Raw genomic sequence first — 24,053 nt, forward strand, 5'->3', positions numbered from 1 at the left:
AGTGATAGAAGTTTTAGTAATTACAATTTCAAATCCTCTTTTAATTGGAATTTACAAAAATAAAAAACTTTTAAAAGAGATTCAATTAGAAGGACTTACATCTGATAAGTTACCACTTCTTTTTGAAAATTTATTAAAAGAGTTTGAGATAAAAACTATTATTTATGTAAATACTCCAGGATCTTTTATGTCTATAAAAATTGCATATATTTTTTTAAAAACTCTTACTCAAATAAAAAATATAGAGTTTTTAGCTATAGATGGCTTCACTTTTAATCAAAATTCACCAATAAAAGCTTTAGGAAAAAAATACTTTATAAATGAAAATGGAATTATTAAAGTAGATTTTTTGCCAAATCTTTGTAAAATCCAAGATTTTGAATTACCACAAAGTATAGAAAAACTAAATTTTTCAAAAGATACTTTACCAATATATAATTTACCAGCAGTATAAAAAGGAGAATATTTGAGAGTAAGCGTTCCAGCTACAAGTGCCAATTTAGGTCCTGGATTTGATTGTTTAGGTTTAGCAGTAGCACTAAAAAATCAAGTAATAATAAGACCATCTAAATTTCATAGTGTATCATTAAAAGGAGAAGGTTCAAATAATCCTGCTTTAAAAGATAATAATATGTTTATCTCTATTTTTAATGATTTTTATCATAATTTATCAAATAAAAAACGATTTTTTAGATTTGAGTTTTTTAATGAAATTCCTCTTTCAAGAGGATTAGGAAGTTCATCAGCAGTTATTGTCTCAGCAATTGCTAGTGCTTATGCTATTGAAGGAATAGAGCTAGAAAGAGATAAACTTTTAAATTTAGCTCTTGCTTACGAAAGCCATCCAGATAATATTACACCTGCTGTAATGGGTGGTTTTAATGCAGCAACTGTTCAAGACAATGAAGTAAAATATATAAATAAACCTATGCCAAAAAGCTTAAAAGCAGTAATTGTTGTACCAAATAGAGCGATTTCGACTGCTCTTTCAAGAAAAACTTTGCCATTTAAATACTCAAAAGAGGATACAGTTTTCAATATTTCGCACTCCTCACTTTTAACAGCAGCATTTATGAGTGAAAATTGGGAAATGCTAAAATATGCTTCACAAGATATGGTTCATCAAAAATATAGAATGAAACATATGCCAGAACTTTTTGATGTACAAAAAACTGCTTTAAAAAGTGGTGCTTTAATGAGTACACTATCAGGTTCAGGTTCAACACTATTTTCAATAGCTTATAATCAAGATAGTAATAAAATTGAACAAGCTTTAAAAAATAAATTTCCTCACTTTAAAGTATTTACAATAGATTTTGATAATCAAGGTGTAAAAATTGAACTTTGATAAAATCTTTGTGATTAAGAAAAATTTAGGTATAATGTTTGCCTAGTTTAAAAATAATCCTAAGAACTTGTATTTTTTGTAGAGGGAAATATGAACAAAAAGTACTACTTAGATTAAAATGTTTCGATAAACAATTATCAATTTATGATAATTTTGGGAGAAGCTTTTATATTTGTAACTCATGTCTTTCCACACTAAACGAGAATACAAATGAAAAAACTTATAAAAAATATGAAAAAGCACTCTGTAAAGAGTGTAAAAATAGCGATAAATACGTTATACAACTTAAGGAGATTCTAACAGATGTCAGATACAGTAAGAGTTTATGAAATTGCAGAAGAAGCAGGTGCTAGTAGCCAAGATGTAATTACAAAGGCGAAGGATTTAGGAATAGATTTAAAATCAGCACAAACAGCAGTTTCATATGAAGATGCAGAAGAGATTACAAACTATATTCTTACAGGAAAAAGTAAAAGGATAAAAGAACCTACTACTGCAAAACCAAAAAAAGTGGTAAAACCACAAGAAATTGAAAAAGAGATAGAAAAACCAGTTGAAAAAGAGGAAATTCCTACTATTGAAGCAAAAAAACCTGAAGTTAAAAAAGTTGTAATTTCAAAACCTATACAAAAATCTCCTGTTTCAAATATTGAAGAGACTAAACCTGAAATAAAAGAGGATAATAGTAATAAAATTATTCCTAAAAGAAAAGGTTTAGTTATCATTAAAAAGAAGACTCCAAAAGAAGAGAGTGTTACAACAAATAGTTTTGATAATCAACAAGATAAAAAACCTACAAAATCTTTAAGCGATATTTTTGGTCCAGATGATTCAATAAAAGAGCAAGTAAAATCAAAACCTGCAAGTGAAATTTTTGCCCAAAAAGTAAAAAAAGAGAAAAAGAAAACTCCTATCAAAGCACAAGAACATGGTAAAAAACTTGAAGTACTAAAAAGAGATGATGAATTTAGGAGTAGTGATGATTCATTATTAGGAGAAGAGATAGTTCTTCTTGATATGGATTTACAAGATAACTTTAAAATCTTTGATGAACCAAAACCAATAAATACTGCAAATCATTCAAGAAGCTCAAAACCAGCAGCATTTGGTAATGTACCAATTGGTCTTCAAAGAGGAAAAAGAAAGAAAAGAGTTGTAAGAGCTCAAGAAAAAGCAGAAATAAACTCTGTTACTATTCCTGAGGATATTAGAGTTTATGAATTTGCAGAAGCTTGTGGAAAATCTCCAGCTGAAGTTATAAAAGTTCTATTTAGTTTAGGAATGATGGTTACAAAAAATGACTTCTTAAAACAAGACGAATTAGAAATATTAGGTGAAGAGTTTGGAATTGAAGTAACTGTAAAAGATGCTTTAGAAGATGTAAACTATGTTGAGTCTTATGAAGGAGAAGAGGTTGATAGTAGCACATTTGTAACAAGACCTCCTGTTGTTACAATTATGGGACATGTTGATCATGGTAAAACTTCACTTCTTGATAAAATTAGAAGTTCAAAAGTAGCTTCAGGTGAAGCTGGTGGAATTACACAACATATCTCTTCATATACAGTTACAAAAAATGGTCAAAAAATAACTTTTGTAGATACTCCAGGACATGAAGCATTTTCTGCCATGAGAACAAGAGGTGCAAATGTTACAGATATTATTATAATCGTTGTTGCTGCTGATGATGGAGTAAAAGCTCAAACAGAAGAGGTAATCTCTCATGCTAAAGCAAGTGGTTGTCCAATTATTGTAGCTATGAATAAAATGGATAAAGAGAGTGCAAATCCTGATATGGTAAAAGCTCAAATGGCTGAAAAAAATCTAACACCTGTTGATTGGGGTGGAGATATTGAATTTATTGGGGTTTCAGCTAGAACTGGTGATGGAGTTGAAGATTTACTTGAAAATATTCTAATCCAAGCTGAACTTTTAGAGTTAAAAGCTGACCCAACTGCAAAAGCAAAAGCTACTGTTATAGAGGCTAGTCTAGAAAAAGGGAGAGGTCCTGTTGCAAATGTAATAGTTCAAAATGGAACTTTAAAAGTTGGAGACAATATTGTTTGTGATACAACTTTTGGAAGAGTAAAAGCTATTACAAATGATATGGGTCAAATTGTAAAAGAGCTAGGGCTTAGTGAAACAGGAACTGTTTTAGGATTAAATGATGTCCCTAGTACTGGTTCAAGTCTTATCTCAATGGATAGTGAAAAAGAGGTTCGTGAAATTGCAAATACTAGAGCTGAACACGCACGTGCAAAAGAACTATCAAAATCTACAAAAGTATCTTTAGAAGAGATGAGTGGATTAATTGCTGAAGGGAAAATGAAACAATTACCAGTTATTATAAAAGCTGATGTAGGTGGTTCATTAGAAGCTATTAAAGGTTCATTAGAAAAAATTGCAAATGATGAAGTAAAAGTAAAAGTTATTCATGCTGCAGTTGGTGGAATTACTGAATCTGATATTGTATTAGCAAGTGCAAGTAGTGGTTGTATTATTTTAGGATTCAATGTAAGACCAACAGGAACTGTAAAAGCAAAAGCAAAAGCTGATGGTGTTGAAATTAATACTTACTCTATTATTTATGATTTACTTGATGATGTAAGAGATGCTCTTTCAGGAATGATGAGTGCTGTTATTAGAGAAGAGAATACTGGTCAAGCAGAAGTTAGAGATACATTTGTTGTTCCAAAAGTTGGAACAGTTGCAGGATGCCTAGTAACAGATGGAAAAGTTATTCGTGGTGGTCATGCAAGAATTATTAGAGATGGGGTTGTAACATATACAGGAAAAATATCATCATTAAAACGATTTAAAGATGATGTTAAAGAGGTTGCAAATGGTTATGAGTGTGGAATTATTTTTGAAAAATTCAATGATATAAAAGTTGGAGATTTTATTGAAACATTTATTCAAATTGAAGAGAAAGTAACTATTAATAACTAATGAAAAGTATAAACCTACAAAGAACTGAATCTTTATTGATGGAGCTGATTCCAATGGCTCTATCAACTCTTGCTGATACTAGAATCAACTCTTTACCAATTACAGGTGTAAACTGTAAAAATGGGAAATATGATGCTATTGTTTACTTTGATGGAAGTGATTATAATAAAGAAGAAGTTAAAAGCATAATAGCAACACTAAATAAAGCAAATGGAAGAATAAAAAGTGATGTTCTAGCAAGTACAGGTTGGTATAAATGCCCAAACTTTAAGTTTGAACTTGATACTTCACTAGATAAATCTAAACATATAGAAGATCTATTTGCAAAAATCAAAAAAGATAAAATGAAAAGTGATAAAGAATGAATTTAGAAGAACAAATTAAACTAATAGTTGAAAATAGTGGTCTTAAACTTTATGATATTATTACAACAAAAGAGCATGATAGAAATATTTTTAGAGTTGTTGTAACATCAAAAGATGGGGTAAATTTAGATAAGTGTGCAGAAATTTCAAGACTTATATCTCCACTATTAGATATTGATGAACCTATGAATGGAGTTTATAATCTTGAAGTAAGTTCTCCTGGAATAGAAAGAAAATTAAAGAAAAAAGAGCATTTTATTGCTAGTATTGGAGAACTTATAAAAGTTAAAAATTTTGCAACAAAATCCTTTAAAGGTGAACTTTTAGATGCAGATAATGAAAAAATCACTATAAAGACAGAGATTGGTCAAGAAGAGATTACTTATGATGATATTTTAAGTGCTGCAACATATTTTGAGTGGTAAAGAGTAACTTTTTATGAAAATTGATGATAATTTCTATATGAAATTAGCCATTGATGAGGCTTGGAAATATCAACTTTTAACTTATCCAAATCCTGCTGTTGGATGTGTAATTGTGAAAAATGGAAAACTTCTAGCAATAGAAGCCCATAAAGAAGCAGGAACTCCACATGCTGAAATAAACGCTCTTAAAACAGCTTTTTTAACTCAAGATTCAAACTCTCTTTTAAAAGTAAAAAATAGTAGTCATGAAATTCATGAATATTTAACTAAACATCATAATAACTTTTTTAACGATTGTGATATTTATACAACTTTAGAACCTTGTAATCATGAAGGAAAAACTCCATCTTGTGCAAAACTTTTATCAGTTCTAAAACCTAAAAGAGTCATTATTGGTTCATTTGATACAAATAAAATTGCAAGTGGTGGAATAAAAACTCTACAAGCTAGTAATATAAATGTTGTTACAAAAGTTTTAGAAAAAGAGTGTGAGAATCTTCTACTTCCATTTAACTCTTGGCAAAGTAAAACGTGTATATTTTTTAAAATGGCACAAACCATAAATGGGGCGATAGATGGTAAAATAAGTAGTCAAAGAGCAAAACTTTATGTACATACACTAAGAGATAAGATAGATTTACTTATTATTGGTGGAAACAGTGTAAGAGTAGATAAACCAATACTTAATACTAGATATGTAAAAGGGAAAGAACCAGATATTTTTATATATAGTAGAAGTAAGGTTTTCTCACCAAATATACCACTATTTTCTGTTCCAAATAGAAAAGTTATTATAAGTGATGATCTCTTTAAAATCTTAAACTATAAATTTGTAATGGTTGAAGGAGTTTATAATCTTCTTAATATCTTGAAAGATAAAATTGATTTTTTTATATTAATAATATCTCCAAAAATTAGAACTGGAATAAATGCTTTAAATAGTTTAGATATTGATTTTGAGATACTTCACGAAAACTATTTAGGAGATGAAAAAATAGTTTTTTTAAAAAGAAAAATAGCTAAATAAACTATTTTTCTTGTTTTTCTTGGTTAAAATCTAAATTGAACTCTATTTCAATAATATTCTCTTTTTTTATCATATTTATTGGATAATTTATGTTTATTGAATAAAGCTCACTATTTAAATTCTCAATTAAAGTAAAAAACTCTTTTGGCTCTTTTACTAAAATATTGACAATATAGTTATATTGTAAAAAATCCTTTTGTTGTTCACCTAAATATCTAATAATTGCATTTTCTGGTAAAAATATCTTAAGTTGTTCTAAAACTCTCTCATTTGACATCATCTCATCATTTAAATACTCTTTATCAAAGTTTCTATAATTTGTATTAAAATTTTTAAAATCTTTTGCTAAAACAAGGGCTTTAAAATCTTGTTTTTTACCTTTTTCTACACTTTCTACTTTACTATTTTCAAATACTGATATTAATAAAGGTCTCATTAAAGCCAAATTCTCTTCATCTTTTGAAAATAGTTCCATTTCAAGGCTATTTTTATTTAATTTAAATCTATCTATTGAAATACCATCTGCAATTGTATTAAATATTGCTTTTATCTCTTTTTCTATTCTATCATTTAAATTAACATGATCAGGAAGTAACAAAGAGTTATTTGTAGCTATAAAATCCTCTTGTTTAGTAGAAAATTTCTCTTTTAATACTTCAATATCGAGAAGTGTATAAAACTTATATAAACCAGCAATTAAAACTATTAAAAAAATTATGAAATATAGATATTTAAAATCTCGTTTTTTTCGTTTTTTTCTTGGACTTATAAAACTTTTTTGATTTCTTATATCTTTTGCTAATTCAAAAATCTCTTCATCAATATTTATTGGAAGATAATCAACTTTTAAAAATAGTTCTGTTGAGAGTTTTTCTATATCACTACTATCTAACTGTTTTAGGCTATATAAAAGTGTTACTTTCTCTACAAATGTATTTTTATGATTAGAGTAAAAATCACTTAAGCAATTTTGTATTATTGTATTTAGTTCAAAATAGTAAATTTCATTAAAGAGTTTTTGTGCTTCTAAATCATCTTCATAAAAATGTGTACCTTTTACAGATTGATATGTGGGTAAATCCATAATTTTATTATCTATAATAATTCCAGCACTATTTAAAATTAAAATATATGCTTTATCATTATAAATTAAAGCTAAAAACTCATTTCTACAAATATTCTTTTCAACATATAAATTCATTATATGAAAAGCTGAATATATAAAGTCTATTCCCGTTTTTACAAAGAAATTTTTTGTCTCAAAAAGTGTTGTTTTCAAAACTGCAATATCATATTCAAGATTAAATTTTGCAATTTCACAATCTTTTATTTTACTTGATAACTCTTTTGGAACTAAAGATGTTGTATCACTCAAAAGTAAAGTTGAAATATATGTAAAATCTGTATCTTCTTGAGAGCTATTTAATTTTTGTGCAATATCTGCAGGTAAAATATCATCTTCACAAATAAAATTTGAGCTATTTGTCTCTAAAATTAGATTATTACTAAATTTTCTATGATCAATTTTTAGTTGATTATCATTTTTCAAAACATTTATATATAAAGACTCTTTTTTAAACATTTTTTCCTACTTTATTGTGTGGACTAACATTTTATCTTTTATCAAAGTTTTTGCCTCTTCCAAATCAATATCTTGAACACTAAATGGCTCACTAATATAAAAATCTATTTTACCAAAAGGTTTTGGAAGTATAAATTTATCCCAAGATTTAAACTGCCAATATTTTGTTGGAACTGAATTAAAACATCTAATATTTTTACCACTCTTTTGTGCAATTACAACTATCCCATCTGCGATACTATGTCGTGGACCTCTTGGACCATCTGGAGTTATCGCAATATCATTTCCAGTTTTTAGCTCTTTTAAAGCATTTATTAAAACTTTTGTAGCACCTTTAGAACTAGAGCCTCTAATTGCCCCAATTTTAAACATAGAAGCTAATTTAGTAATAGTCTCACCATCTCTATTTTCACTAACCATTGCTTTTACAATACCTCTATCTCTAAAAGTATGATAATTAAAGATTTGAGAAAGTAAATCTCCATGCCACATACAAACTATAAAAGGCTCTTTGTCATTATTTCTTGGGTGATGATAAACTTTTTTATTTGTCATATATATAAATTTTACAACAAAGTATAAAAAATATGGTGCAAAATTTCTTTTAAATTTTTTCCACATTAGCTATTTACCACTTCACCTTTTAAAGAGGTTCTTGTAACTTCTGTAATTTTAACATCAACAAATTTTCCTAAAAGTTCATCACTCCCTTTTGTAAAAACTAGAAAATAGTTATCTGTATATCCACTTACTTCACCATTTGGTTTTAAACTCTCTATTAAAACATTTACAGTTTTTCCAAGCATTGATGGCATACTATCCTCTAAATATTTTTTATGAAGTTCTATAAGTTCTGTTAATCTTGCACTTCCAATCTCATCATCTATCTCTTGATCTTTTAACTCTAAAGCTTTAGTTCCTGGTCTAGCAGAGTATTTAAAATTAAAAATCTGGTCAAATTTTACTTTATTTACAACATCTAAAGTATCTAAAAAATCTTCATTAGTTTCTCCAGGGAAAGCTACAATAATATCTGTTGTAATTCTTAAATCTGGAATCAACTCTCTCATTTTTGTTGCTCTATTTAAAAACCACTCTTTTGTATATCCTCTTTTCATAGCTTTTAAAATTTTTGTTGATCCACTTTGAAGTGGCATATGTATACATTTTGAGATTTTAGGATTTCTTGCAAACTCTTCTATAAACTCATCATCCATATGTAATGGATGAGGAGAAGTAAACCTTATTCTTTTAAGCCCTTCTATTTTTGAAACATCTTGAAGAAGTTTAGTAAAACTATATTTCTCTCTTTTATCACTAAATCTTTTCCCATAAGAGTTTACATTTTGTCCTAAAAGTGCAACTTCAACTGCTCCATTATCAACTGCTTTTTGTACTTGAGAAACTATCATCTCTGGTGGAATTGAAATCTCTTCCCCTCTTGTACTTGGAACTATGCAATATGTACACTCTTTATCACAACCAACAGAGATATTAACACTTGTTCTAAAACTATTATTTTTTGCTATTGCAAACTCATATTGTGAATCATCATTTGAAATTGACACTTCAACAGAACCTTTTACATCAACAACATCTTTAATTTTTGAGATATTTCTAGCTCCTAAAACAAAATCTACATATGGTGCTCTTTTTATAATATCTTTTCCTAAATGAGAAGCTGTACAACCACAAACTCCAATTTTTGCACCATCTTTTTTCTTTTTATTAAATTGTCCAATTTCAGAAAATAGTTTTTGTACAGGTTTCTCTCTAACAGAACAAGTATTAATAATAATTAAATCTGCATCTTCAATGTTTTGTGTAGCTGTATAACCTTTATGTTTTTCTAGCTCTGCTTGAATATGTTTACTATCAGTGTCATTCATTTGACACCCTAATGTTTGTATAAATAATTTTTTACTCATAAACTTTCTAACACTTGAATTTTAAAGTGCATGAACCTCATACATATACTCATCATCAGCTAAACCATATTTTATCTCTCTAAAATAGACATTAAATCCATCTTTTTCTAAAGTATCAACTAAAGCCATCATATCTTTGTGAGAGTTATCTCTATCAAAATAGAATATTTTTTGTTTATCTTTTACTAAATCCTCTTTTATTTTCTCTAATTGAGCCTTTTTTGGCTTCTCATTTAACTCTTTTCTTGCAAATAATAATTCCATTTATTAAACCTTTTTTTTGATAATTAATCATACATTTTATTTAAAAATTGCTTTAATTTCTATAAAAGGCAACTTTAGATAAAATCCCTATCTACACTTACATTGAAAATCAGAATTTTACATTTCAATGTCAAAAGACTAAGGATAATTATGGATAAAATAATAGATATTTTAGATTCAATTGCCTATGAAAAAGGTTTAAAAATTGATGATGTTGAAAATGCACTAAAAGAGGCTTTAATTAAAACTGCACAAAAGATGGTAGACCATACTTTAATTTTTGATGCAAAAATTGATAGAACAAATAAAAAATTAGTTCTTCTTCAAAAAATAGAAGTTATAGCAGATGAAGATAGAAGACTTTTTGGTGATTCTAAAGATGAAGATGGAAATACAATAAATAGCGAAAATTATATTAGTATAGATGCTGCAAAAGATATAAACAAAGATTTAGAAATTGGTGATTTTTTAAGTTATGAATTAGAGTTTGAAAACATGGGAAGAAATGCAGCGACTATTCTTTCAAGTAATTTTGAATTTAGACTTCAAAGATTTGTGGAAGAGAATATTCTTTCAAAATATAAAGAGAAAATTGGGAAAACTGTATCTGGAGTTGTTTCAAGAGTTGATAAAAATGAAAGCACTTTTATTGAAATTGGTGAAATTAAAGGAGTTCTATTACGAAAGAATAGAATTAAAGGTGAGAAATTTAAAATTGGAGATACTTTAAAAGCAGTTGTAAAAGGCGTTAATATTGATAAAAATTTAGGGCTTATTGTAGAATTATCAAGAACAAGCCCAAAATTCTTAGAAAATTTACTTGCACTTGAAGTTCCAGAGCTTAAAGATGGAAAAATAACTATTGAAGCAAGTGCTAGAATTCCAGGTACTAGATCTAAAATTGCATTATCAACAACAAATGAGCAAATAGATCCAATTGGAGCCATTGTTGGAGTAAAAGGTGTTAGAATAAATGCTGTTTCTTCACAACTTAATAAAGAAAGCATAGATTGTATTGAGTTTTCAACTATTCCTGAAATGTTTGTAGCAAGAGCATTAAGTCCTGCTTTAGTAAATAGTGTAAAAATAGATATTGAGCCAAAAAATGGGGAAAAAGGGAAAGCTATTGTTACAATAAATAGTGATCAAAAATCAAAAGCAATAGGGAAAGATGGTTTAAATATTAGATTAGCATCAATGCTTACAAAATATGAAATTGAATTAATTGAAGTTGCTACATCTTCACAAAGTATCTCAACACTTGATAAACAAAATAGTGAAAATGAAGAAAAAACAATGGATACATCAACTCTTGAGGCACTATTTAAATAATATGAAAAAGATATATTTTTATGATTCATCAAAAAAATCTAAAGTAGAGTTTATCTCTTTAGTTGAGAATAAAGTAAAAATTTATGTATGTGGACCAACTGTTTATGACAACTCTCATTTAGGACATGCTAGAAGTGCAATTGCTTTTGATTTATTACATAGAGTTTTAAAAGCAAATGGATATGAGGTAATTTTTGCAAAAAATTTTACTGATATTGATGATAAAATTATTAAAAAGATGAAAGAAGAGAATAAATCTTTAGAAGAGATTACAAATTTTTATATAAAAACTTATAAAAATGATATGGAAACTCTAAATATTTTACCAAATAGTATTGAACCAAAAGCAACTGCTAATCTTGAAGCTATGCAAGAGATGATAGAGGATTTACTAAAAAAAGATATTGCATATAAAACAGAAGATAGTGTATATTTTGATGTATCAAAAGATAATTTATACGGTTCTTTATCAAATCAAGCAAGTGATGAAAAATCCATAGCAAGAGTTGAAATAAACAAAGAAAAAAGAAATAGTTCAGATTTCGCTCTTTGGAAATTTGAGAAAGAAAATGATGTATCATATATTACTAGTTTTGGAAGAGGACGACCAGGATGGCATATTGAATGTAGTGCAATGATTAAAAAACATTTAGCCTATACAAATTTACCATATCAAATAGATATTCATTGTGGTGGAGCTGATTTATTATTTCCACATCACGAAAATGAAGCTAGTCAAACAAGATGTTCTACTGGTCAAAACCTAGCAAAATACTGGATGCACAACGGTTTTGTAAATATAAATGGTGAAAAGATGAGTAAATCTTTAGGAAACTCTTTTTTCTTAAAAGATGTCTTAAAATCTTATAGTGGAGAAGTTGTAAGATTCTATCTTTTAAGTACCTCATATAGAGCAAATATAAACTTCAATGAAGAAGATTTGATATCAGCTAAAAAAAGGCTTGATAAGCTTTATAGAGTTAAAAAAAGAGTTTATGGAAGTTCTAGTTCACTTGTAAATAAAAAATTTGAAGACTCTATTTTAGAAGCTTTAAATGATGATTTAAATACCTCTTTAGCTCTATCTATTATTGATGAATTTATAAATATTTCAAACGATGCTTTAGATAAAAATCCAAAAGATAAAGCTCAAAAACAAGAGATATTTGCAAATATTGAATTTATTGAAAAAACACTAGGTTTTGGTGGAAGTGATGCTTACTCATATTTTCAGTTTGGAATAGATGAAATAAGTAAAAGTAAAATTGAAGAGCTTATTTTACAACGAACTGAAGCTAAAAAGAATAAAGATTTCACAAAAGCAGATAAAATAAGAGATGAGTTATCAGCAATGAATATTTCTATTATGGATACACCTTCTGGAGTTGTTTGGGAAAAATTATAAATTTTCTTCAAACTCCTCTAAAAGTTTTGGCATCATCTTGGCAATTTCTTTAAAATCATACTTAAAACTTTTTACTACTACTTTATATAAATCATGATTTTTATACTTTTTATGCCAATCTTTTTCTTTTGTTGCATATAAATTATAGTATTCAAAACGTAAACTTAAAGCAGTTTTTAATCTATTTTCCAATATTAAAGCCTATTTTCTAAATAAAAAAAGGGAAGAAGATAAAACCTTCTCCCCTTAGATTTTTATAATTTAATATTATAAGAATGTTCTTGCGTATGCTGTATCAGAAACATTTTGAGTATCAACAACATAAGGAACTAATGCCATATGTCTAGCTCTTTTAATTGCTTTTTCTACCATTTCTTGAGCATTTTTAGAATTTCCAGTAAGTCTTCTAGGCATAATTTTACCTCTTTCACTCATAGAAATTTTTAATAACTCAGTATTCTTATAATCAATAAAATCAACTTTCATTTCAGTATATTTACAAGATTTTTTTCCGTATTTTCTTCTTTCTGCCATTTTTTATCCTTTTTCCTAAAACGGTATTTCATCGTCTTCGATATCAATTTCAGGCACTTTTTGTTCAAATTTTTGTTTTTGTGAACTAGTACCACCAAAATTATCATAAGAATTTTGATTGTTATATTGATTTTGTGGAGCCTGGTTATAGTTTTGGTTGTAAGAACCCGAATTAGGGTTATAGTTGCTACCACCTTCACTAGAACCTTTTGAATCTAACATTTTCATCTCATCAACTCTTAATGAGTGTCTGTTTCTTGTAGTTCCATCTTGTGCTGTCCACTGCTCAAAAACAAGTCTTCCTTCTACTAAAACTTTAGAACCTTTTTTTAAGTATTGATTAGCAATTTCGGCTGATCTTCCAAAAAAGTTTATATCCAAAAAGCAAACTTCTTCTTTTTGTTCACCTGTTTGTGATTTATACTTATATGAAGTAGCAATCGCACTTTTTGAAACAGCTGTTCCTGAAGGCAAGTATCTTAATTCGATATCCCTTGTTAGATTCCCAACCATAATTACTTTATTATACATATAAGGTCCCTTTTTTTAATTATTTAGAAGCTTTTTTTGTAGCCTCATCACTCATTTTTGTCCAAGAAGTAATCTCTTTTTTTGACTCAAATTTAATGAAAATAAATCTAATTAAATTTTCATTATTTCTATAATTTCTCTCAAGTTCAGCAATTGCTGCTGCTGGAGCTTTAAAATAGATTACATAATAGTAACCTCTTTTTTGCTTCTCAATTTCGTAAGCTAACTCTTTAATACCAATATTGTCTGTTGATACAATTTCTGCACCATTTTTTTCAAATAGAGCTTTAATTCCCTCTAATTGTGCAACTGTTTCTTCTTCAGTTAATGTAGGTTTTAAGATAAACATTGTTTCATAATGTTTTAATTTTGACATATATTCTCCTTATAGATTGTGCCGATTTTCTTTACATTTCCCATTTCATCAGCAAGGATTTATTTTTTGTAAAGTGCAGGATTTTATCTAAATAAAACTATGAATTTTCTTAAACTTGCCTGTAAGTATAAATTTATATTATCAATTTTCTCTGTTTTAAGCTCTAATTCTAAACTTAAAAGATAATTTAAAATCCTCTCAAAATCTTGTGGTTTTCTATTTATTGCTAATTTAGATTTTTTTTCCCAAATATTCTTTGGTGGAATATAACCTAAAATATCTTTTGGATTTACTTGCCCAAAGTTTCTAGCATAAGAGCTAATCATAAAAAGTTGTTGAACAAAAGATGTAATTTGATTTAAAATAAAAATCTCATTTATTCCCTCTTCTAAGATTCTACTTAAATCTTCACTTATATCTTTTCCACTTAATAAATCGTGTAAAAAATCTTCAAAATTTACACTAGCCATTCCAAAACAGTTTGCATCAACTACATTTATAGTAATTAATTCATCTAAAACAGCTAATTTTTTTAAATCATTTACACAAAGAGCTAAATCCATTTTATGCATAAAGAAAAGATGGCTTAAAGCATTTAGTTCATATTTTATAGCCAAATTTTTCGCTTCAAACTCTAAAAAATTGATAGCTTCATTGTCATTTGGCTGGAAAAATCTCACAAAAACAGATTTTGTTTTTTCTGAAAAACTACTCTCCATAGTTTTAAAATCAGCATCTCCTAAACATGCAATTACAAGATAGCTATTTGGATTGGTATTACAAGCTTCAATTAAAGAATCAAGCTCTTTTTTTGGAATTTTTTTATCTATTTTTATTAATAATATATTACTATTTGAAAAAAGTGAAGATTGAAGAAGCTTATTTTTTGCATTTTTAAAATCATACTCATCAAAATATAATTTTTCTATATCATCACCTTGCGCCAAAACTCTAGCAATATCTAAGGCATATCTCTCAATTAAATAGATACTTTGACCATAAAACATATAAGATTTGTAAATTTTATTTTGTCTTAAACAATTATCGAATTCATTTTTATACATAATAAAATAATACCCTAAGTTTACTTTTATTATAATTTTTTCAACTTAACAAAAAAAGGGGTTTATATGTACAAAATTGTTCTACCTATTTTAGGTTTTGAAGGGGCTAAAAATCTTTCTATAGAAAAAATTGATGAGTTCTTCTCATTTTTAGTTTTAGAAGATAAAACAAAAATAGCAGTTGTAAATATTAATGTTTTAAATAAAGTAACTTTTGATTTTGAAATAGATGAAAAAACTCTTTCAGAATTAAAAATTAAATCAAAAGATGATTTTGAAACTTATTTTGTAGTTGTATCTCAAGATCCTGTTGAATACTCGATTATAAACTTAGTTGCACCAATTTTTATAAATAAAAAAGAGAAATTAATTGGTCAATATGTAACAAACGAGAAAGTCGATCCTTTTTTTGCCTCAATTGATAAGTGTTCTACACTATAGTAGCCACTATCAATTTTGTTGCTAAACAACTAGAAACTATTTTCACTTTATATTTTGAAAATAGTTTCTGTCCCTTATAATTTTCAATTACTACTTTTAAACCAACCATTTTATCATAACAAACCGCTTTCCCTTTTTCTATATCAACAATTTTTACTTTAATCTCATTCCCTATATTATCTTTAGCCCATCTTGCATATTTTCTATCTTCAAAATCCCAAACTAATTTATCTATTTTTCTCTCTTGCTCTGAAATATGAGTACAAATATCATCAAGATTTTTAGGTAATTTTTTACTCTTTAAAATACGATGTAATACTAAATCCGAATATCTTCTAATAGGACTTGTAAAGTGAGAATAAGAGCTAAAGCCCAAACCAAAATGGCCTAAATTTTTTGAACTATATTTTGCTTGAGTTAGACTTTGAATAATAAGCTCATCAACTTCATCTCTTAAAAAAAGTTTACTTGCCTCTTCTTGAATATGAGTAAGTGTCTGATGAACATTATCTTTTAATTTTGCTTTTACTCCTAAAATATTTACATCATCAATTAATTTTGATAAAGCTTTAAAATTTGGCTCTTCATGAATTCTAAAAATACCTAAAGTTCCAACTTTTTTGCTAGCTTCAATATTTGCCATTAGCATACACTCTTCTATCAACTGATGAGAAGCTGTTGATTTTTCAACCTCTATATTTTCAAGTAAATCATTTTTTAACTTTAATCTATTCTCTTGAGTTCTAAAGTCATAACCTTTTTGTAACCTATTTTCTCTAAACTTTTTCGTAACTTTATAAAGTGGTAACAAATAATCAAAAATTCTTTTTTCATTATTATTGTACAAATCAAGTTTTCCTTCTAAAACCCTATCAATTCTTCCATAAGAGAAATTTCTATGATTTCTTATAATTGCAGTAAATAATTCACTACTTTCGACTTTTAATTTTTTCAAATCAAGTTTTAGTTTAAAAACATAAGCATATCTATCAACATTTTCTTTTAGTGAACATAAATTCTCACTTAAAATATTTGGAAGCATTGGTAAAGTTCTACTTGGTAAATAAATAGTTGAAGATTTTTTAAAAGCTAATTGGTCTAATTCACTATCCTCTTTTACAAAGTAGGATACATCAGCAATTGCTACAAAAAGAGTTCTATTCTCTTCATCAAAATATATTGCATCATCATGATCTTTTGCACTATTTGGATCAATTGTACAAAATGGTAAATCTCTTAAATCAACTCTTACTTTTTCATCTTCTATAAACTTATCAGCTTCTACTTTTTGTTTATCTCTATAAAGTTCTTCATAGATATATAAACTAATAAATTCATCTATTTTTGCTTCATCTAAATTTCCAATAAACTCTAGTTCTTTAAACTCTTTATTATCTATTAGTAAAACATCTCCATCTTTATAGTTTTTTATATTTTTACTATTTAGTTCTATATTCTCTTTTAATGTAAAAAATGAACCATCTTTTACATAAACTAAAATCTCAACTTTTTTACCATCTAAAATTTTTACTATTTTTGCCTTTATTTTACTTCTTGGATTAAAAACTCTTTTTGCCAAAACTAAGTCTTTATTAAAAGCCCCATTTAAAGACTCTAATTCAAGTTTTATATTTTTTATTGGATTTACTAAATCTTCTAAAATAGCAAAATTCTTTTCTATTTTTAAAACTCCTATTTTATACTTTGAGTTTATCTCATAATCTTCAATATTTTTTATGATAATTTCATCTTTTATATAACTTTCTATAATATTTTTCTCTTCTTGTGAAAACTCAAATATCTTTTTTTCAATTTTTGTAAATATCTCTTTTAGCAAATTTTATCCTTATTATTTGCATCATTATATAGTTTTTCTTTTAAATCTAATATTTAGTTTGATTTTTGTATAATCTTGCTAAATTTTTAAAAAAATAGAGGGTAGATAAATGGCAATAAATGTATTCTATGACAAAGATTGTAATATAGAGTTAATCAAATCAAAAAAAGTTGCAATGATTGGTTTTGGTTCACAAGGACACGCACACGCTGAAAACTTAAGAGATTCTGGAGTTGAAGTTGTTGTTGGTTTAAGAAAAGATGGATCTTCTTGGAAAAAAGCTGAAGCAAAAGGATTTAAAGTTTTAACAGTAGCTGAAGCTACAAAAATTGCTGATGTTGTTATGATACTTTTACCAGATGAAAATCAAGCTGATATTTATGCAAATGAAATCAAACCAAACTTAAAAGCTGGTGCTTATTTAGCATTTGGACATGGATTTAACATTCACTATAAAAGAATTATTCCTTGCAAAAATACAAATGTTATGATGATTGCTCCAAAAGCTCCAGGACATACTGTAAGAAGTGAATTTACAAAAGGTGGAGGAATTCCAGATTTAATTGCAGTTCATCAAGATGCTTCTGGTGATACAAAACAAGTTGCTTTAGCATATGCAAGTGCAATTGGTGGAGGAAGAACTGGAATTATTGAAACAACTTTCAAAGATGAGACTGAAACAGATTTATTTGGAGAGCAAGCTGTACTTTGTGGTGGAGCTACTGCATTAGTTCAAGCTGGATTTGAAGTATTAACAGAAGCTGGATATGAACCTGAAATGGCATATTTTGAATGTTTACATGAATTAAAGTTAATCGTTGATTTAATGTATGAAGGTGGAATTGCTGATATGAGATACTCTATTTCAAATACAGCTGAATATGGAGATTATGTATCTGGACCTAGAGTTATTAATGATGAATCTAAAAAAGCTATGAGACAAATCTTAAAAGAGATTCAAAATGGTGTATTTGCAAAAGACTTTATTTTAGAAGGTCAAGCTGGATACCCAAGAATGAATGCTGAAAGAGCAAATACTAGAGCTTCATTATTAGAACAAACTGGTGTTAAATTAAGAAATATGATGCCATGGATTGCTTCTAAAAAAATAGTAAATCAAGAGACAAACTAAAAATATTTTAAGGAATTCTTTCCTTAAAATATTTAACTCCTCTTATGGCGAAAAAAAGATCAAAACTAAAAACTAAAGTACGACAAGCTAAAAGAAAACTATCAAGAAAAAAATTATCTAAACTCTTTTTACTTCTTATTGCTTCCCTAATATTTATATCTATTGGTTCATATTTTATATTTTCAAATGAAAATGAACTTAATAAAATAGAAAAATCAAATTTGGAATCAAATAAAACATCTTCTATATATGAAGAGAAACAAACATTAAATGAGAAAAAGATTTTTGATGAATTAAAGATTTTTGAAAATAAAAAAATTGAAGAAAATATAATAAAATCTGAAGAAAAAACAAAAGATGAACATTTTGAAGAGACTAATTTTGAACTAGAAAAGAGCTATATAGAAGAGAATAAAGAGAATATAAATGAAAAAATTGTTCAAAAGATTGAAGAGATAAAAAAAATAAATGATGAAAAAACTACAAATAAATTAGAAACTAAAGAGAAAACTACTAAAAAAACAGAAGAAGAAAAAGAGCAAAAAACAAAAAAAACTGAAGTACCTAAAGCTAATGAAGAATCTATAATAAGTTCAAAAGATAAATATATTCATGATCCAAAGAAAAAACCAAAACTTGTAATTATCATTGATGATGTAAGCACTCAAAAACAAAAAGAGAGTATTTTAAATGTTGGATATCCAATAACTATGGCTTTTTTACCTCCAACCCCAAATCATCCAAACTCTGCACAAATTGCAAAAGATATACCATTTCATATGATACATTTCCCAATGCAAGCTTCAAGTGCATTTAAAGGTCCAGAACTTGATACTTTAAAAATAACTGACTCTTATGAGAAAATTGAAGCAAGAGTAAAACAATTACGAGAGTGGTATCCAAAAGCAGTATATACAAATAATCATACAGGTTCAGTATTTACCGAAAATGATGAAGCAATGGCAAAACTATATAAAGCATTAGATAAATATAACTTTATCTTTGTAGATAGTAGAACTAGCCCAAAATCACTAGCAAAAAAATACTCTGTAAAATACAATATGCCTTATATTGTAAGAAACACTTTTTTAGATAATACAAAAGAGTATTCAGCCATTCAAAATCAATTAAAAGATGCTATTAGAATAGCAAAAAAACAAGGCTATGCTATTGCTATTGGTCATCCTTATGATATTACTATAAAAGTTTTAAAAGAGTCAAAACATCTTTTAAATGAAGTTGAACCCGTACTCTTAAATAAACTTCCTTATTTATAAAAAAACTAGTATAATAATTTAAGTTATTTTATTAGGCTTTTAAATGATTAAAAAAATTGACTTTGAAATTCCTTATCTAAATCTTATGAAAAAATACCCTAATGAACTTTTTTACATGGGAAATTTAGAACTTCTAAAAAAAAGAAAGATTGGAATAGTTGGCAGTCGTACTCCTTCTCAATATTCTGCTATTGTAACTCAAAAAATTGCAAATTTATTATCACAATTGGGAAATGTTATAGTAAGTGGTGGAGCAGTAGGAGTAGATACAATAGCCCATAAATCTGCTACTCCGTCTAAGACCATTATGATAAGTGGTACGGGACTTGATATTCGCTATCCAGCTATAAATAAAAGATTAATTCAAGATATAGAACAACAAGGTTTAGTTTTAAGCCAATTTCCTATAAATACCCCTTCCCTACCTAGAAACTTTGCTATAAGAAATGAGCTTATAGTTGCACTAAGTGATATTTTAATAGTTACCTATGCAGATATAAAATCTGGAAGTATGAGAAGCCTAGAATATGCACTTAAAATGAATAAAGAGATATATGTCCTACCACATAGAATTGGGGAGAGTGAAGCTACAAATCAACTCTTAGCAAAAGGTTTGGTAAAAGCAATTTATGATATTAATCAGTTTATATCACAGTTTGGAAATACTATTCAAGAAGATATCAAAGATGAGTTTTTAGAGTATTGCAAAATCAATCCACCATATAATGAAGCTGTTTTTAAATATGGAGATAAAGTTTTTGAATATGAGTTATTGGGTAAAATTGAGATACAAAATGGGAAAGTAATTATAAAATAACATCTCCCTTTAATCTTTGTATTTTAATATCTCAATTGATAAGTAATATCTCCTGCACCAACTCCTAAAAATATACCATCTTCATAAGTTTTTATGATTTTATCATCTTTAATTAACTCTATTTTTCCTTTATAAGATACTATTCTATCCGCAAAAATTGGATTATAACTAGCAAACTCTTTTTCAAAATCTATATCTATTTTTTTCTCACCTGCAACTGTCCAAAGTGGTAAAATAATAAGCTCATCACATCTTCTAAAACACTTTTTAAACCCTTCAAGATTATCTGAAGTTCTTGAATATTTATGTGGTTGCCAAAGAACTATTCTATTATTAAAATTTGTAAGATTGTCATATAACTCAATTGATTTCATAGTTGCTTCTATCTCTGTTGGATGATGTGCATAATCATCAATTACAACAAATTTCTCATTTGATTGAACTATATCAAATCTCTTTTTTATTCCTTTATAGTTTAAAAGATTTTTTCTAATAGTTTCTATATCAAGTTCATTTAAAGCTGCAAGTATTGCTAAAGAAGCATTTGTAGCTATATGAAAACCAAATCCCCAAACTTCAAAAGTTCCAAAATCTTTTAAATCAAATTTTGTACAAGGCTCACCATTTTTAGTTGTATAACAAAGGTTCTTTATATCTTTTGATGGGTAAAGATAAGTTGCATCTTCTATTTTTAGTTTAGCAATATCTTTATCTTCAGCATTTACAACTCTTTTTTTTGCCAAGCTTAAAAAAGTTTCATAAGATTCATAAAATTTATCATAATCATAGTGATAATACTCCATATGCTCAGGTTCAGCATTTGTAACTATTGCACAATATGGATTTGAAAGTAAAAAAGAGGCATCAGACTCATCTGCTTCAAAAGCAACAATATCATTTACATATCTAAAATTTGAACCAAACTCTTTAGATATTGCTCCTATTAAAGCACTACTTTCTAAAATAGTTGCCAAGATGGCTGTTGTTGTAGATTTTCCATGAGCTCCAGCTACACAATAGTTTTTCTTATCTCCTAAAATTATTGGTAAAGCCTCTTTTCTTGAAAGAGTTCTTATTTGTTTAAGTCTAGCTTCTATTAATTCTGGATTTTCATCTGTAACTGCAGCTGAGTAAATAACTAAATCTAAATCATCACTTATATTCTTTGATTCTTGTGGACAAGATACTTTTATTCCCTCTTTTTCTAAATCTTTTGTAATTGAAGAGCTTTTCATATCACTCCCACTTACACTATGTCCATCAAAATTCAAAAATCTAGCTAAGGCTGAAAGCCCAATTCCTCCAATTCCTATAAAATGAACTCTCACTACTTTCTCTCCATTATTAAATGTTGTAAACTTTTATACTCTTCTTCTAAAATATTCTGATTATCTTTTAAAAAATCTTTAGTATTAAAATTGAAATTTATCAAAAAGTAACCATATTTCTCATCATTACTAACAGCTTCTAAATCAACAAAGCCATCATAAAACTCATCAAAACTCATATCTTTATTTAAAAATATAAGCTTACAATTTATTGCATCTTTCAAAGCTTCATCATCTATAATATTTGCAATTACAAAAAATAGCTCTTTTGCTCCAGATATATTTTCATTTGTCCATTTCTCTATAGAATGTTCATACAAAGCTCTTATGTAAAAAATATTTGGTTCATTTAAATCAAGTCTCTCTTTTTTACTTAAAAGTTTTTCAACACTTAAAAATGCTAATTTCAAAATCTCTTCATACAAAGAGTTTATTTTCTCTTCATCTAAATCTAAAACCAACATGGAATCAAGAGTTTCATACATTAAAGCAATATTTTTCTCTTTTATTGAATTAACTCTTGCCTCTTCTAAATATTTTAGAAATTCAGGATTTGTTCTTGCTTCATCAAGCTCATTTGGTGTCATTTGTTTCCTTTTTTAATCTTCAGATACTGGAATTAATATTTGATTAAATTTATCCATATCAAAAGAGATTAAATCACTATTTGTATAAAAAAACTTAATAAAAAATCTTTTTCTAAACATTTTTTCTTTTAAAGGGAGTATTTGAAGCATATCTTTTTGTTTTTTGAGCTCTCTTATTGGATTTTCATCTCCTTGAATAATCTCAAGTTTTTCATTAAATATTTTTGCCAAACTCTCAAAATGGTCAAGTAATCTTACTTGATTATCTTTTTCTCCAATAGGATCAAAATCAAAAATTTTTGTTTTTATTTTAAGCTGAGTTGCAACATCAAAAACTATTGGAGATATTTGCTCATAACTTCCGCTCTCATTTAAAACAACTCCAACATTTTTTACAGCTCTTAAACTCTCTTTTCCAAATTTAAATATTGGGATTTTAAGTTCTAAAATATGTTTTATTCCCTCTTTATCTTTAAACATAGAGAGTGTTAACATCAATAAACCAATATTATATTTTCTACTATCCTCTTTAATTATCTCTTTAAAACCTTTATTTGCATAATCAATTTGTAAAATAATAGTAGGGAAATGTTTAACCTCCTCTTTTATCATATTCATTATGGAAACAGTTGTTGGTCTTGTTATTTTTATAATTAATAGAGAATTTTTAAGCTTATTATTTAAAAATTTAGCCTCATCAATAGCTTTTTTTACACTCTTTTCATTCTCAAAATAAAGATCTAAATATAGATAGATTTTACTTCCAAATGGCATAGGAAATTGACCTTGTGTTTTACCTATAACACTATAAATATTCATTAATACTGCAGGTTTTCCAATAACCAAAATAATATCATTTGGTTTTAAAACTAAAGTTGGTTTTAAATCTAGCATTTTTTGGTTTCTATAAATCCCAAAAATTCTCCACTGTTTTTGCTCAATTGAAGCTATTGACCTATAAGCATAAGAACTTCCAAAAGGAACTCTTATCTCCATAATTTCACCTTGTTTAAGCCCAATATTTTGTGCTAAAACTGGTACATTTGGTAATCTTTCAACCATTCCATTTGCTAAAACTTCAATCCCTTTATATATATTTAGAAATGAATCATTTAGCTTTATCCCCCAATAATCTAAAATTGTAATTTGAAGGTTTTTTTTATAATCTCTTATATTTTTAATAACACTAAGCATCTCATCTTTTGAATTAAGAGCCATCAAAACTTCACTATGAATATTTTTTGCTAAAACCATAGCCAATTTTGAATTTGAAGTTGGGTCAAACTTATAAAAGGTAAAATTTGAAGGTTTTTGAATTGGCAAAATAACATCATTTAAATATACAACATCATAGTTATTATCGCCAGTATTTGACTCAACTATTCTTTGAAGTAACTTTTTTGCAACTATTCCATCAAGTATAATTAATATTTTTTTCATGGGCAAAATTATATCTTAAAAAGTTTAATAGTAGATTTTGGATAGAATCTATTTTTAATAAAAG

The 24,053-nt window shown here is 27.2% G+C and carries 25 protein-coding genes; 12 read left to right on the plus strand and 13 right to left on the minus strand.

Annotation, left to right across the window (positions count from 1 at the left end):
• Nucleotide 1: 1 nt before the first annotated feature.
• The 6 genes from AFAEC_RS10070 (at nucleotide 2) to ribD (ending at nucleotide 6,114) form a co-directional block, all read left to right on the plus strand.
• Nucleotides 2-454 carry a hypothetical protein gene (locus AFAEC_RS10070; RefSeq protein ID WP_026805057.1) on the plus strand — a complete coding sequence of 151 codons (453 nt, stop codon included), beginning with the start codon at nucleotides 2-4 and terminating at the stop codon, nucleotides 452-454.
• 12 nt (nucleotides 455-466) lie between these two features.
• Entirely contained in the window at nucleotides 467-1,348 is an 882-nt protein-coding gene (thrB, locus tag AFAEC_RS10075; RefSeq protein ID WP_026805056.1) for a homoserine kinase, read from the plus strand.
• A 303-nt stretch (nucleotides 1,349-1,651) separates the two neighbouring features.
• Nucleotides 1,652-4,297 (plus strand): translation initiation factor IF-2, encoded by a 2,646-nt coding sequence (infB, locus tag AFAEC_RS10085; protein WP_026805054.1) that lies wholly within the window; start codon nucleotides 1,652-1,654, stop codon nucleotides 4,295-4,297.
• Nucleotides 4,297-4,662 (plus strand): 30S ribosome-binding factor RbfA, encoded by a 366-nt coding sequence (rbfA, locus tag AFAEC_RS10090; RefSeq protein ID WP_026805053.1) that lies wholly within the window; start codon nucleotides 4,297-4,299, stop codon nucleotides 4,660-4,662. The genes infB and rbfA overlap by 1 nt, the downstream gene beginning before the upstream one ends.
• Nucleotides 4,659-5,087 (plus strand): ribosome maturation factor RimP, encoded by a 429-nt coding sequence (rimP, locus tag AFAEC_RS10095; RefSeq protein ID WP_026805052.1) that lies wholly within the window; start codon nucleotides 4,659-4,661, stop codon nucleotides 5,085-5,087. The genes rbfA and rimP overlap by 4 nt, the downstream gene beginning before the upstream one ends.
• A gap of 13 nt (nucleotides 5,088-5,100) precedes the next feature.
• Nucleotides 5,101-6,114, plus strand: a complete 1,014-nt coding sequence (gene ribD, locus AFAEC_RS10100; RefSeq protein WP_026805051.1) for a bifunctional diaminohydroxyphosphoribosylaminopyrimidine deaminase/5-amino-6-(5-phosphoribosylamino)uracil reductase RibD — start codon at nucleotides 5,101-5,103, stop codon at nucleotides 6,112-6,114.
• A 1-nt stretch (nucleotide 6,115) separates the two neighbouring features.
• On the opposite strand, the gene AFAEC_RS10105 is transcribed toward ribD, so the two are convergent.
• From AFAEC_RS10105 to AFAEC_RS10120, 4 genes are read right to left on the minus strand one after another with little or no spacing between them, the layout of a single operon-like run.
• On the minus strand, nucleotides 6,116-7,696 hold the full coding sequence (locus AFAEC_RS10105; protein ID WP_026805050.1) for a hypothetical protein: 1,581 nt from the start codon (nucleotides 7,694-7,696) through the stop codon (nucleotides 6,116-6,118).
• Between the two features lie 6 nt (nucleotides 7,697-7,702).
• A complete protein-coding gene (locus AFAEC_RS10110; RefSeq protein ID WP_026805049.1) occupies nucleotides 7,703-8,317 on the minus strand; it encodes a lysophospholipid acyltransferase family protein in 615 nt (204 codons plus the stop codon).
• Nucleotides 8,317-9,624 carry a tRNA (N6-isopentenyl adenosine(37)-C2)-methylthiotransferase MiaB gene (miaB, locus tag AFAEC_RS10115; RefSeq protein ID WP_026805048.1) on the minus strand — a complete coding sequence of 436 codons (1,308 nt, stop codon included), beginning with the start codon at nucleotides 9,622-9,624 and terminating at the stop codon, nucleotides 8,317-8,319. Before miaB ends, AFAEC_RS10110 begins: the two co-directional genes overlap by 1 nt.
• Nucleotides 9,625-9,645: 21 nt before the next feature.
• On the minus strand, nucleotides 9,646-9,888 hold the full coding sequence (locus tag AFAEC_RS10120; protein WP_026805047.1) for an HP0268 family nuclease: 243 nt from the start codon (nucleotides 9,886-9,888) through the stop codon (nucleotides 9,646-9,648).
• A gap of 150 nt (nucleotides 9,889-10,038) precedes the next feature.
• Here AFAEC_RS10120 and nusA point away from each other — a divergent pair, with 150 nt between their 5' ends.
• Both nusA and cysS read left to right on the plus strand, forming a co-directional pair.
• Entirely contained in the window at nucleotides 10,039-11,220 is a 1,182-nt protein-coding gene (nusA, locus tag AFAEC_RS10125; protein ID WP_026805046.1) for a transcription termination factor NusA, read from the plus strand.
• Between the two features lies 1 nt (nucleotide 11,221).
• Nucleotides 11,222-12,625, plus strand: coding sequence for a cysteine--tRNA ligase (gene cysS / locus AFAEC_RS10130; protein WP_026805045.1), 1,404 nt, complete (start codon nucleotides 11,222-11,224; stop codon nucleotides 12,623-12,625).
• Here cysS and AFAEC_RS10135 read toward each other — a convergent pair.
• The 5 genes from AFAEC_RS10135 to holA form a co-directional block, all read right to left on the minus strand.
• Nucleotides 12,620-12,817 carry a hypothetical protein gene (locus AFAEC_RS10135; protein ID WP_225442374.1) on the minus strand — a complete coding sequence of 66 codons (198 nt, stop codon included), beginning with the start codon at nucleotides 12,815-12,817 and terminating at the stop codon, nucleotides 12,620-12,622. The two genes, cysS and AFAEC_RS10135, sit on opposite strands and share 6 nt — an antisense overlap.
• A 75-nt stretch (nucleotides 12,818-12,892) precedes the next feature.
• On the minus strand, nucleotides 12,893-13,159 hold the full coding sequence (rpsR, locus tag AFAEC_RS10140; protein WP_024774557.1) for a 30S ribosomal protein S18: 267 nt from the start codon (nucleotides 13,157-13,159) through the stop codon (nucleotides 12,893-12,895).
• 15 nt (nucleotides 13,160-13,174) lie between these two features.
• Nucleotides 13,175-13,690, minus strand: coding sequence for a single-stranded DNA-binding protein (locus AFAEC_RS10145; protein WP_026805043.1), 516 nt, complete (start codon nucleotides 13,688-13,690; stop codon nucleotides 13,175-13,177).
• Between the two features lie 19 nt (nucleotides 13,691-13,709).
• Complete coding sequence (rpsF, locus tag AFAEC_RS10150) at nucleotides 13,710-14,066, minus strand: 30S ribosomal protein S6 (RefSeq protein WP_026805042.1); 357 nt, start codon at nucleotides 14,064-14,066, stop codon at nucleotides 13,710-13,712.
• Nucleotides 14,067-14,149: 83 nt separating this feature from the next.
• Nucleotides 14,150-15,130, minus strand: a complete 981-nt coding sequence (gene holA, locus AFAEC_RS10155) for a DNA polymerase III subunit delta (protein ID WP_026805041.1) — start codon at nucleotides 15,128-15,130, stop codon at nucleotides 14,150-14,152.
• A gap of 66 nt (nucleotides 15,131-15,196) precedes the next feature.
• Here holA and AFAEC_RS10160 point away from each other — a divergent pair, with 66 nt between their 5' ends.
• Nucleotides 15,197-15,571, plus strand: coding sequence for a flagellar assembly protein FliW (locus tag AFAEC_RS10160; RefSeq protein WP_026805040.1), 375 nt, complete (start codon nucleotides 15,197-15,199; stop codon nucleotides 15,569-15,571).
• Here the strand turns inward: AFAEC_RS10160 and AFAEC_RS10165 are convergent.
• The gene (locus AFAEC_RS10165; RefSeq protein ID WP_026805039.1) at nucleotides 15,561-17,408 is read right to left on the minus strand and encodes an RNB domain-containing ribonuclease; all 1,848 of its coding nucleotides are present in this window, start codon (nucleotides 17,406-17,408) and stop codon (nucleotides 15,561-15,563) included. The two genes, AFAEC_RS10160 and AFAEC_RS10165, sit on opposite strands and share 11 nt — an antisense overlap.
• A 109-nt stretch (nucleotides 17,409-17,517) precedes the next feature.
• Here AFAEC_RS10165 and ilvC point away from each other — a divergent pair, with 109 nt between their 5' ends.
• Genes ilvC through AFAEC_RS10180 form a run of 3 tightly spaced genes read left to right on the plus strand, consistent with a single transcriptional unit; the run spans nucleotide 17,518 to nucleotide 20,634 of the window.
• Nucleotides 17,518-18,540 (plus strand): ketol-acid reductoisomerase, encoded by a 1,023-nt coding sequence (ilvC, locus tag AFAEC_RS10170; protein WP_026805038.1) that lies wholly within the window; start codon nucleotides 17,518-17,520, stop codon nucleotides 18,538-18,540.
• A 44-nt stretch (nucleotides 18,541-18,584) separates the two neighbouring features.
• Nucleotides 18,585-19,817, plus strand: coding sequence for a divergent polysaccharide deacetylase family protein (locus tag AFAEC_RS10175; protein WP_026805037.1), 1,233 nt, complete (start codon nucleotides 18,585-18,587; stop codon nucleotides 19,815-19,817).
• A gap of 43 nt (nucleotides 19,818-19,860) precedes the next feature.
• Nucleotides 19,861-20,634: a DNA-processing protein DprA gene (locus AFAEC_RS10180; protein ID WP_026805036.1), complete on the plus strand. Its 774-nt coding sequence runs from the start codon at nucleotides 19,861-19,863 to the stop codon at nucleotides 20,632-20,634.
• Between the two features lie 23 nt (nucleotides 20,635-20,657).
• Here AFAEC_RS10180 and murC read toward each other — a convergent pair whose 3' ends face one another.
• Genes murC through AFAEC_RS10195 form a run of 3 tightly spaced genes read right to left on the minus strand, consistent with a single transcriptional unit; the run spans nucleotide 20,658 to nucleotide 23,989 of the window.
• Nucleotides 20,658-21,962, minus strand: a complete 1,305-nt coding sequence (murC, locus tag AFAEC_RS10185; RefSeq protein WP_026805035.1) for a UDP-N-acetylmuramate--L-alanine ligase — start codon at nucleotides 21,960-21,962, stop codon at nucleotides 20,658-20,660.
• A complete protein-coding gene (locus tag AFAEC_RS10190; protein ID WP_026805034.1) occupies nucleotides 21,962-22,549 on the minus strand; it encodes a hypothetical protein in 588 nt (195 codons plus the stop codon). The genes murC and AFAEC_RS10190 overlap by 1 nt, the downstream gene beginning before the upstream one ends.
• 12 nt (nucleotides 22,550-22,561) lie before the next feature.
• The gene (locus AFAEC_RS10195) at nucleotides 22,562-23,989 is read right to left on the minus strand and encodes a COG3400 family protein (protein WP_225442375.1); all 1,428 of its coding nucleotides are present in this window, start codon (nucleotides 23,987-23,989) and stop codon (nucleotides 22,562-22,564) included.
• Nucleotides 23,990-24,053: the final 64 nt, after the last annotated feature.

The organism is Aliarcobacter faecis (assembly GCF_013201705.1).
In the GTDB taxonomy this organism is placed as follows: domain Bacteria; phylum Campylobacterota; class Campylobacteria; order Campylobacterales; family Arcobacteraceae; genus Aliarcobacter; species Aliarcobacter faecis.

Coding starts and splice junctions, on each gene's coding strand:
- infB (WP_026805054.1), top strand. CDS start 1,652: ATGTCAGATACAGTAAGAGTTTATGAAATTGCAGAAGAAGCAGGTGCT.
- rbfA (WP_026805053.1), top strand. CDS start 4,297: ATGAAAAGTATAAACCTACAAAGAACTGAATCTTTATTGATGGAGCTG.
- rimP (WP_026805052.1), top strand. CDS start 4,659: ATGAATTTAGAAGAACAAATTAAACTAATAGTTGAAAATAGTGGTCTT.
- ribD (WP_026805051.1), top strand. CDS start 5,101: ATGAAAATTGATGATAATTTCTATATGAAATTAGCCATTGATGAGGCT.
- AFAEC_RS10105 (WP_026805050.1), bottom strand. CDS start 7,696: ATGTTTAAAAAAGAGTCTTTATATATAAATGTTTTGAAAAATGATAAT.
- AFAEC_RS10110 (WP_026805049.1), bottom strand. CDS start 8,317: ATGTGGAAAAAATTTAAAAGAAATTTTGCACCATATTTTTTATACTTT.
- miaB (WP_026805048.1), bottom strand. CDS start 9,624: ATGAGTAAAAAATTATTTATACAAACATTAGGGTGTCAAATGAATGAC.
- AFAEC_RS10120 (WP_026805047.1), bottom strand. CDS start 9,888: ATGGAATTATTATTTGCAAGAAAAGAGTTAAATGAGAAGCCAAAAAAG.
- nusA (WP_026805046.1), top strand. CDS start 10,039: ATGGATAAAATAATAGATATTTTAGATTCAATTGCCTATGAAAAAGGT.
- cysS (WP_026805045.1), top strand. CDS start 11,222: ATGAAAAAGATATATTTTTATGATTCATCAAAAAAATCTAAAGTAGAG.
- rpsR (WP_024774557.1), bottom strand. CDS start 13,159: ATGGCAGAAAGAAGAAAATACGGAAAAAAATCTTGTAAATATACTGAA.
- AFAEC_RS10145 (WP_026805043.1), bottom strand. CDS start 13,690: ATGTATAATAAAGTAATTATGGTTGGGAATCTAACAAGGGATATCGAA.
- rpsF (WP_026805042.1), bottom strand. CDS start 14,066: ATGTCAAAATTAAAACATTATGAAACAATGTTTATCTTAAAACCTACA.
- holA (WP_026805041.1), bottom strand. CDS start 15,130: ATGTATAAAAATGAATTCGATAATTGTTTAAGACAAAATAAAATTTAC.
- AFAEC_RS10160 (WP_026805040.1), top strand. CDS start 15,197: ATGTACAAAATTGTTCTACCTATTTTAGGTTTTGAAGGGGCTAAAAAT.
- ilvC (WP_026805038.1), top strand. CDS start 17,518: ATGGCAATAAATGTATTCTATGACAAAGATTGTAATATAGAGTTAATC.
- AFAEC_RS10175 (WP_026805037.1), top strand. CDS start 18,585: ATGGCGAAAAAAAGATCAAAACTAAAAACTAAAGTACGACAAGCTAAA.
- AFAEC_RS10180 (WP_026805036.1), top strand. CDS start 19,861: ATGATTAAAAAAATTGACTTTGAAATTCCTTATCTAAATCTTATGAAA.
- AFAEC_RS10190 (WP_026805034.1), bottom strand. CDS start 22,549: ATGACACCAAATGAGCTTGATGAAGCAAGAACAAATCCTGAATTTCTA.
- AFAEC_RS10195 (WP_225442375.1), bottom strand. CDS start 23,989: ATGAAAAAAATATTAATTATACTTGATGGAATAGTTGCAAAAAAGTTA.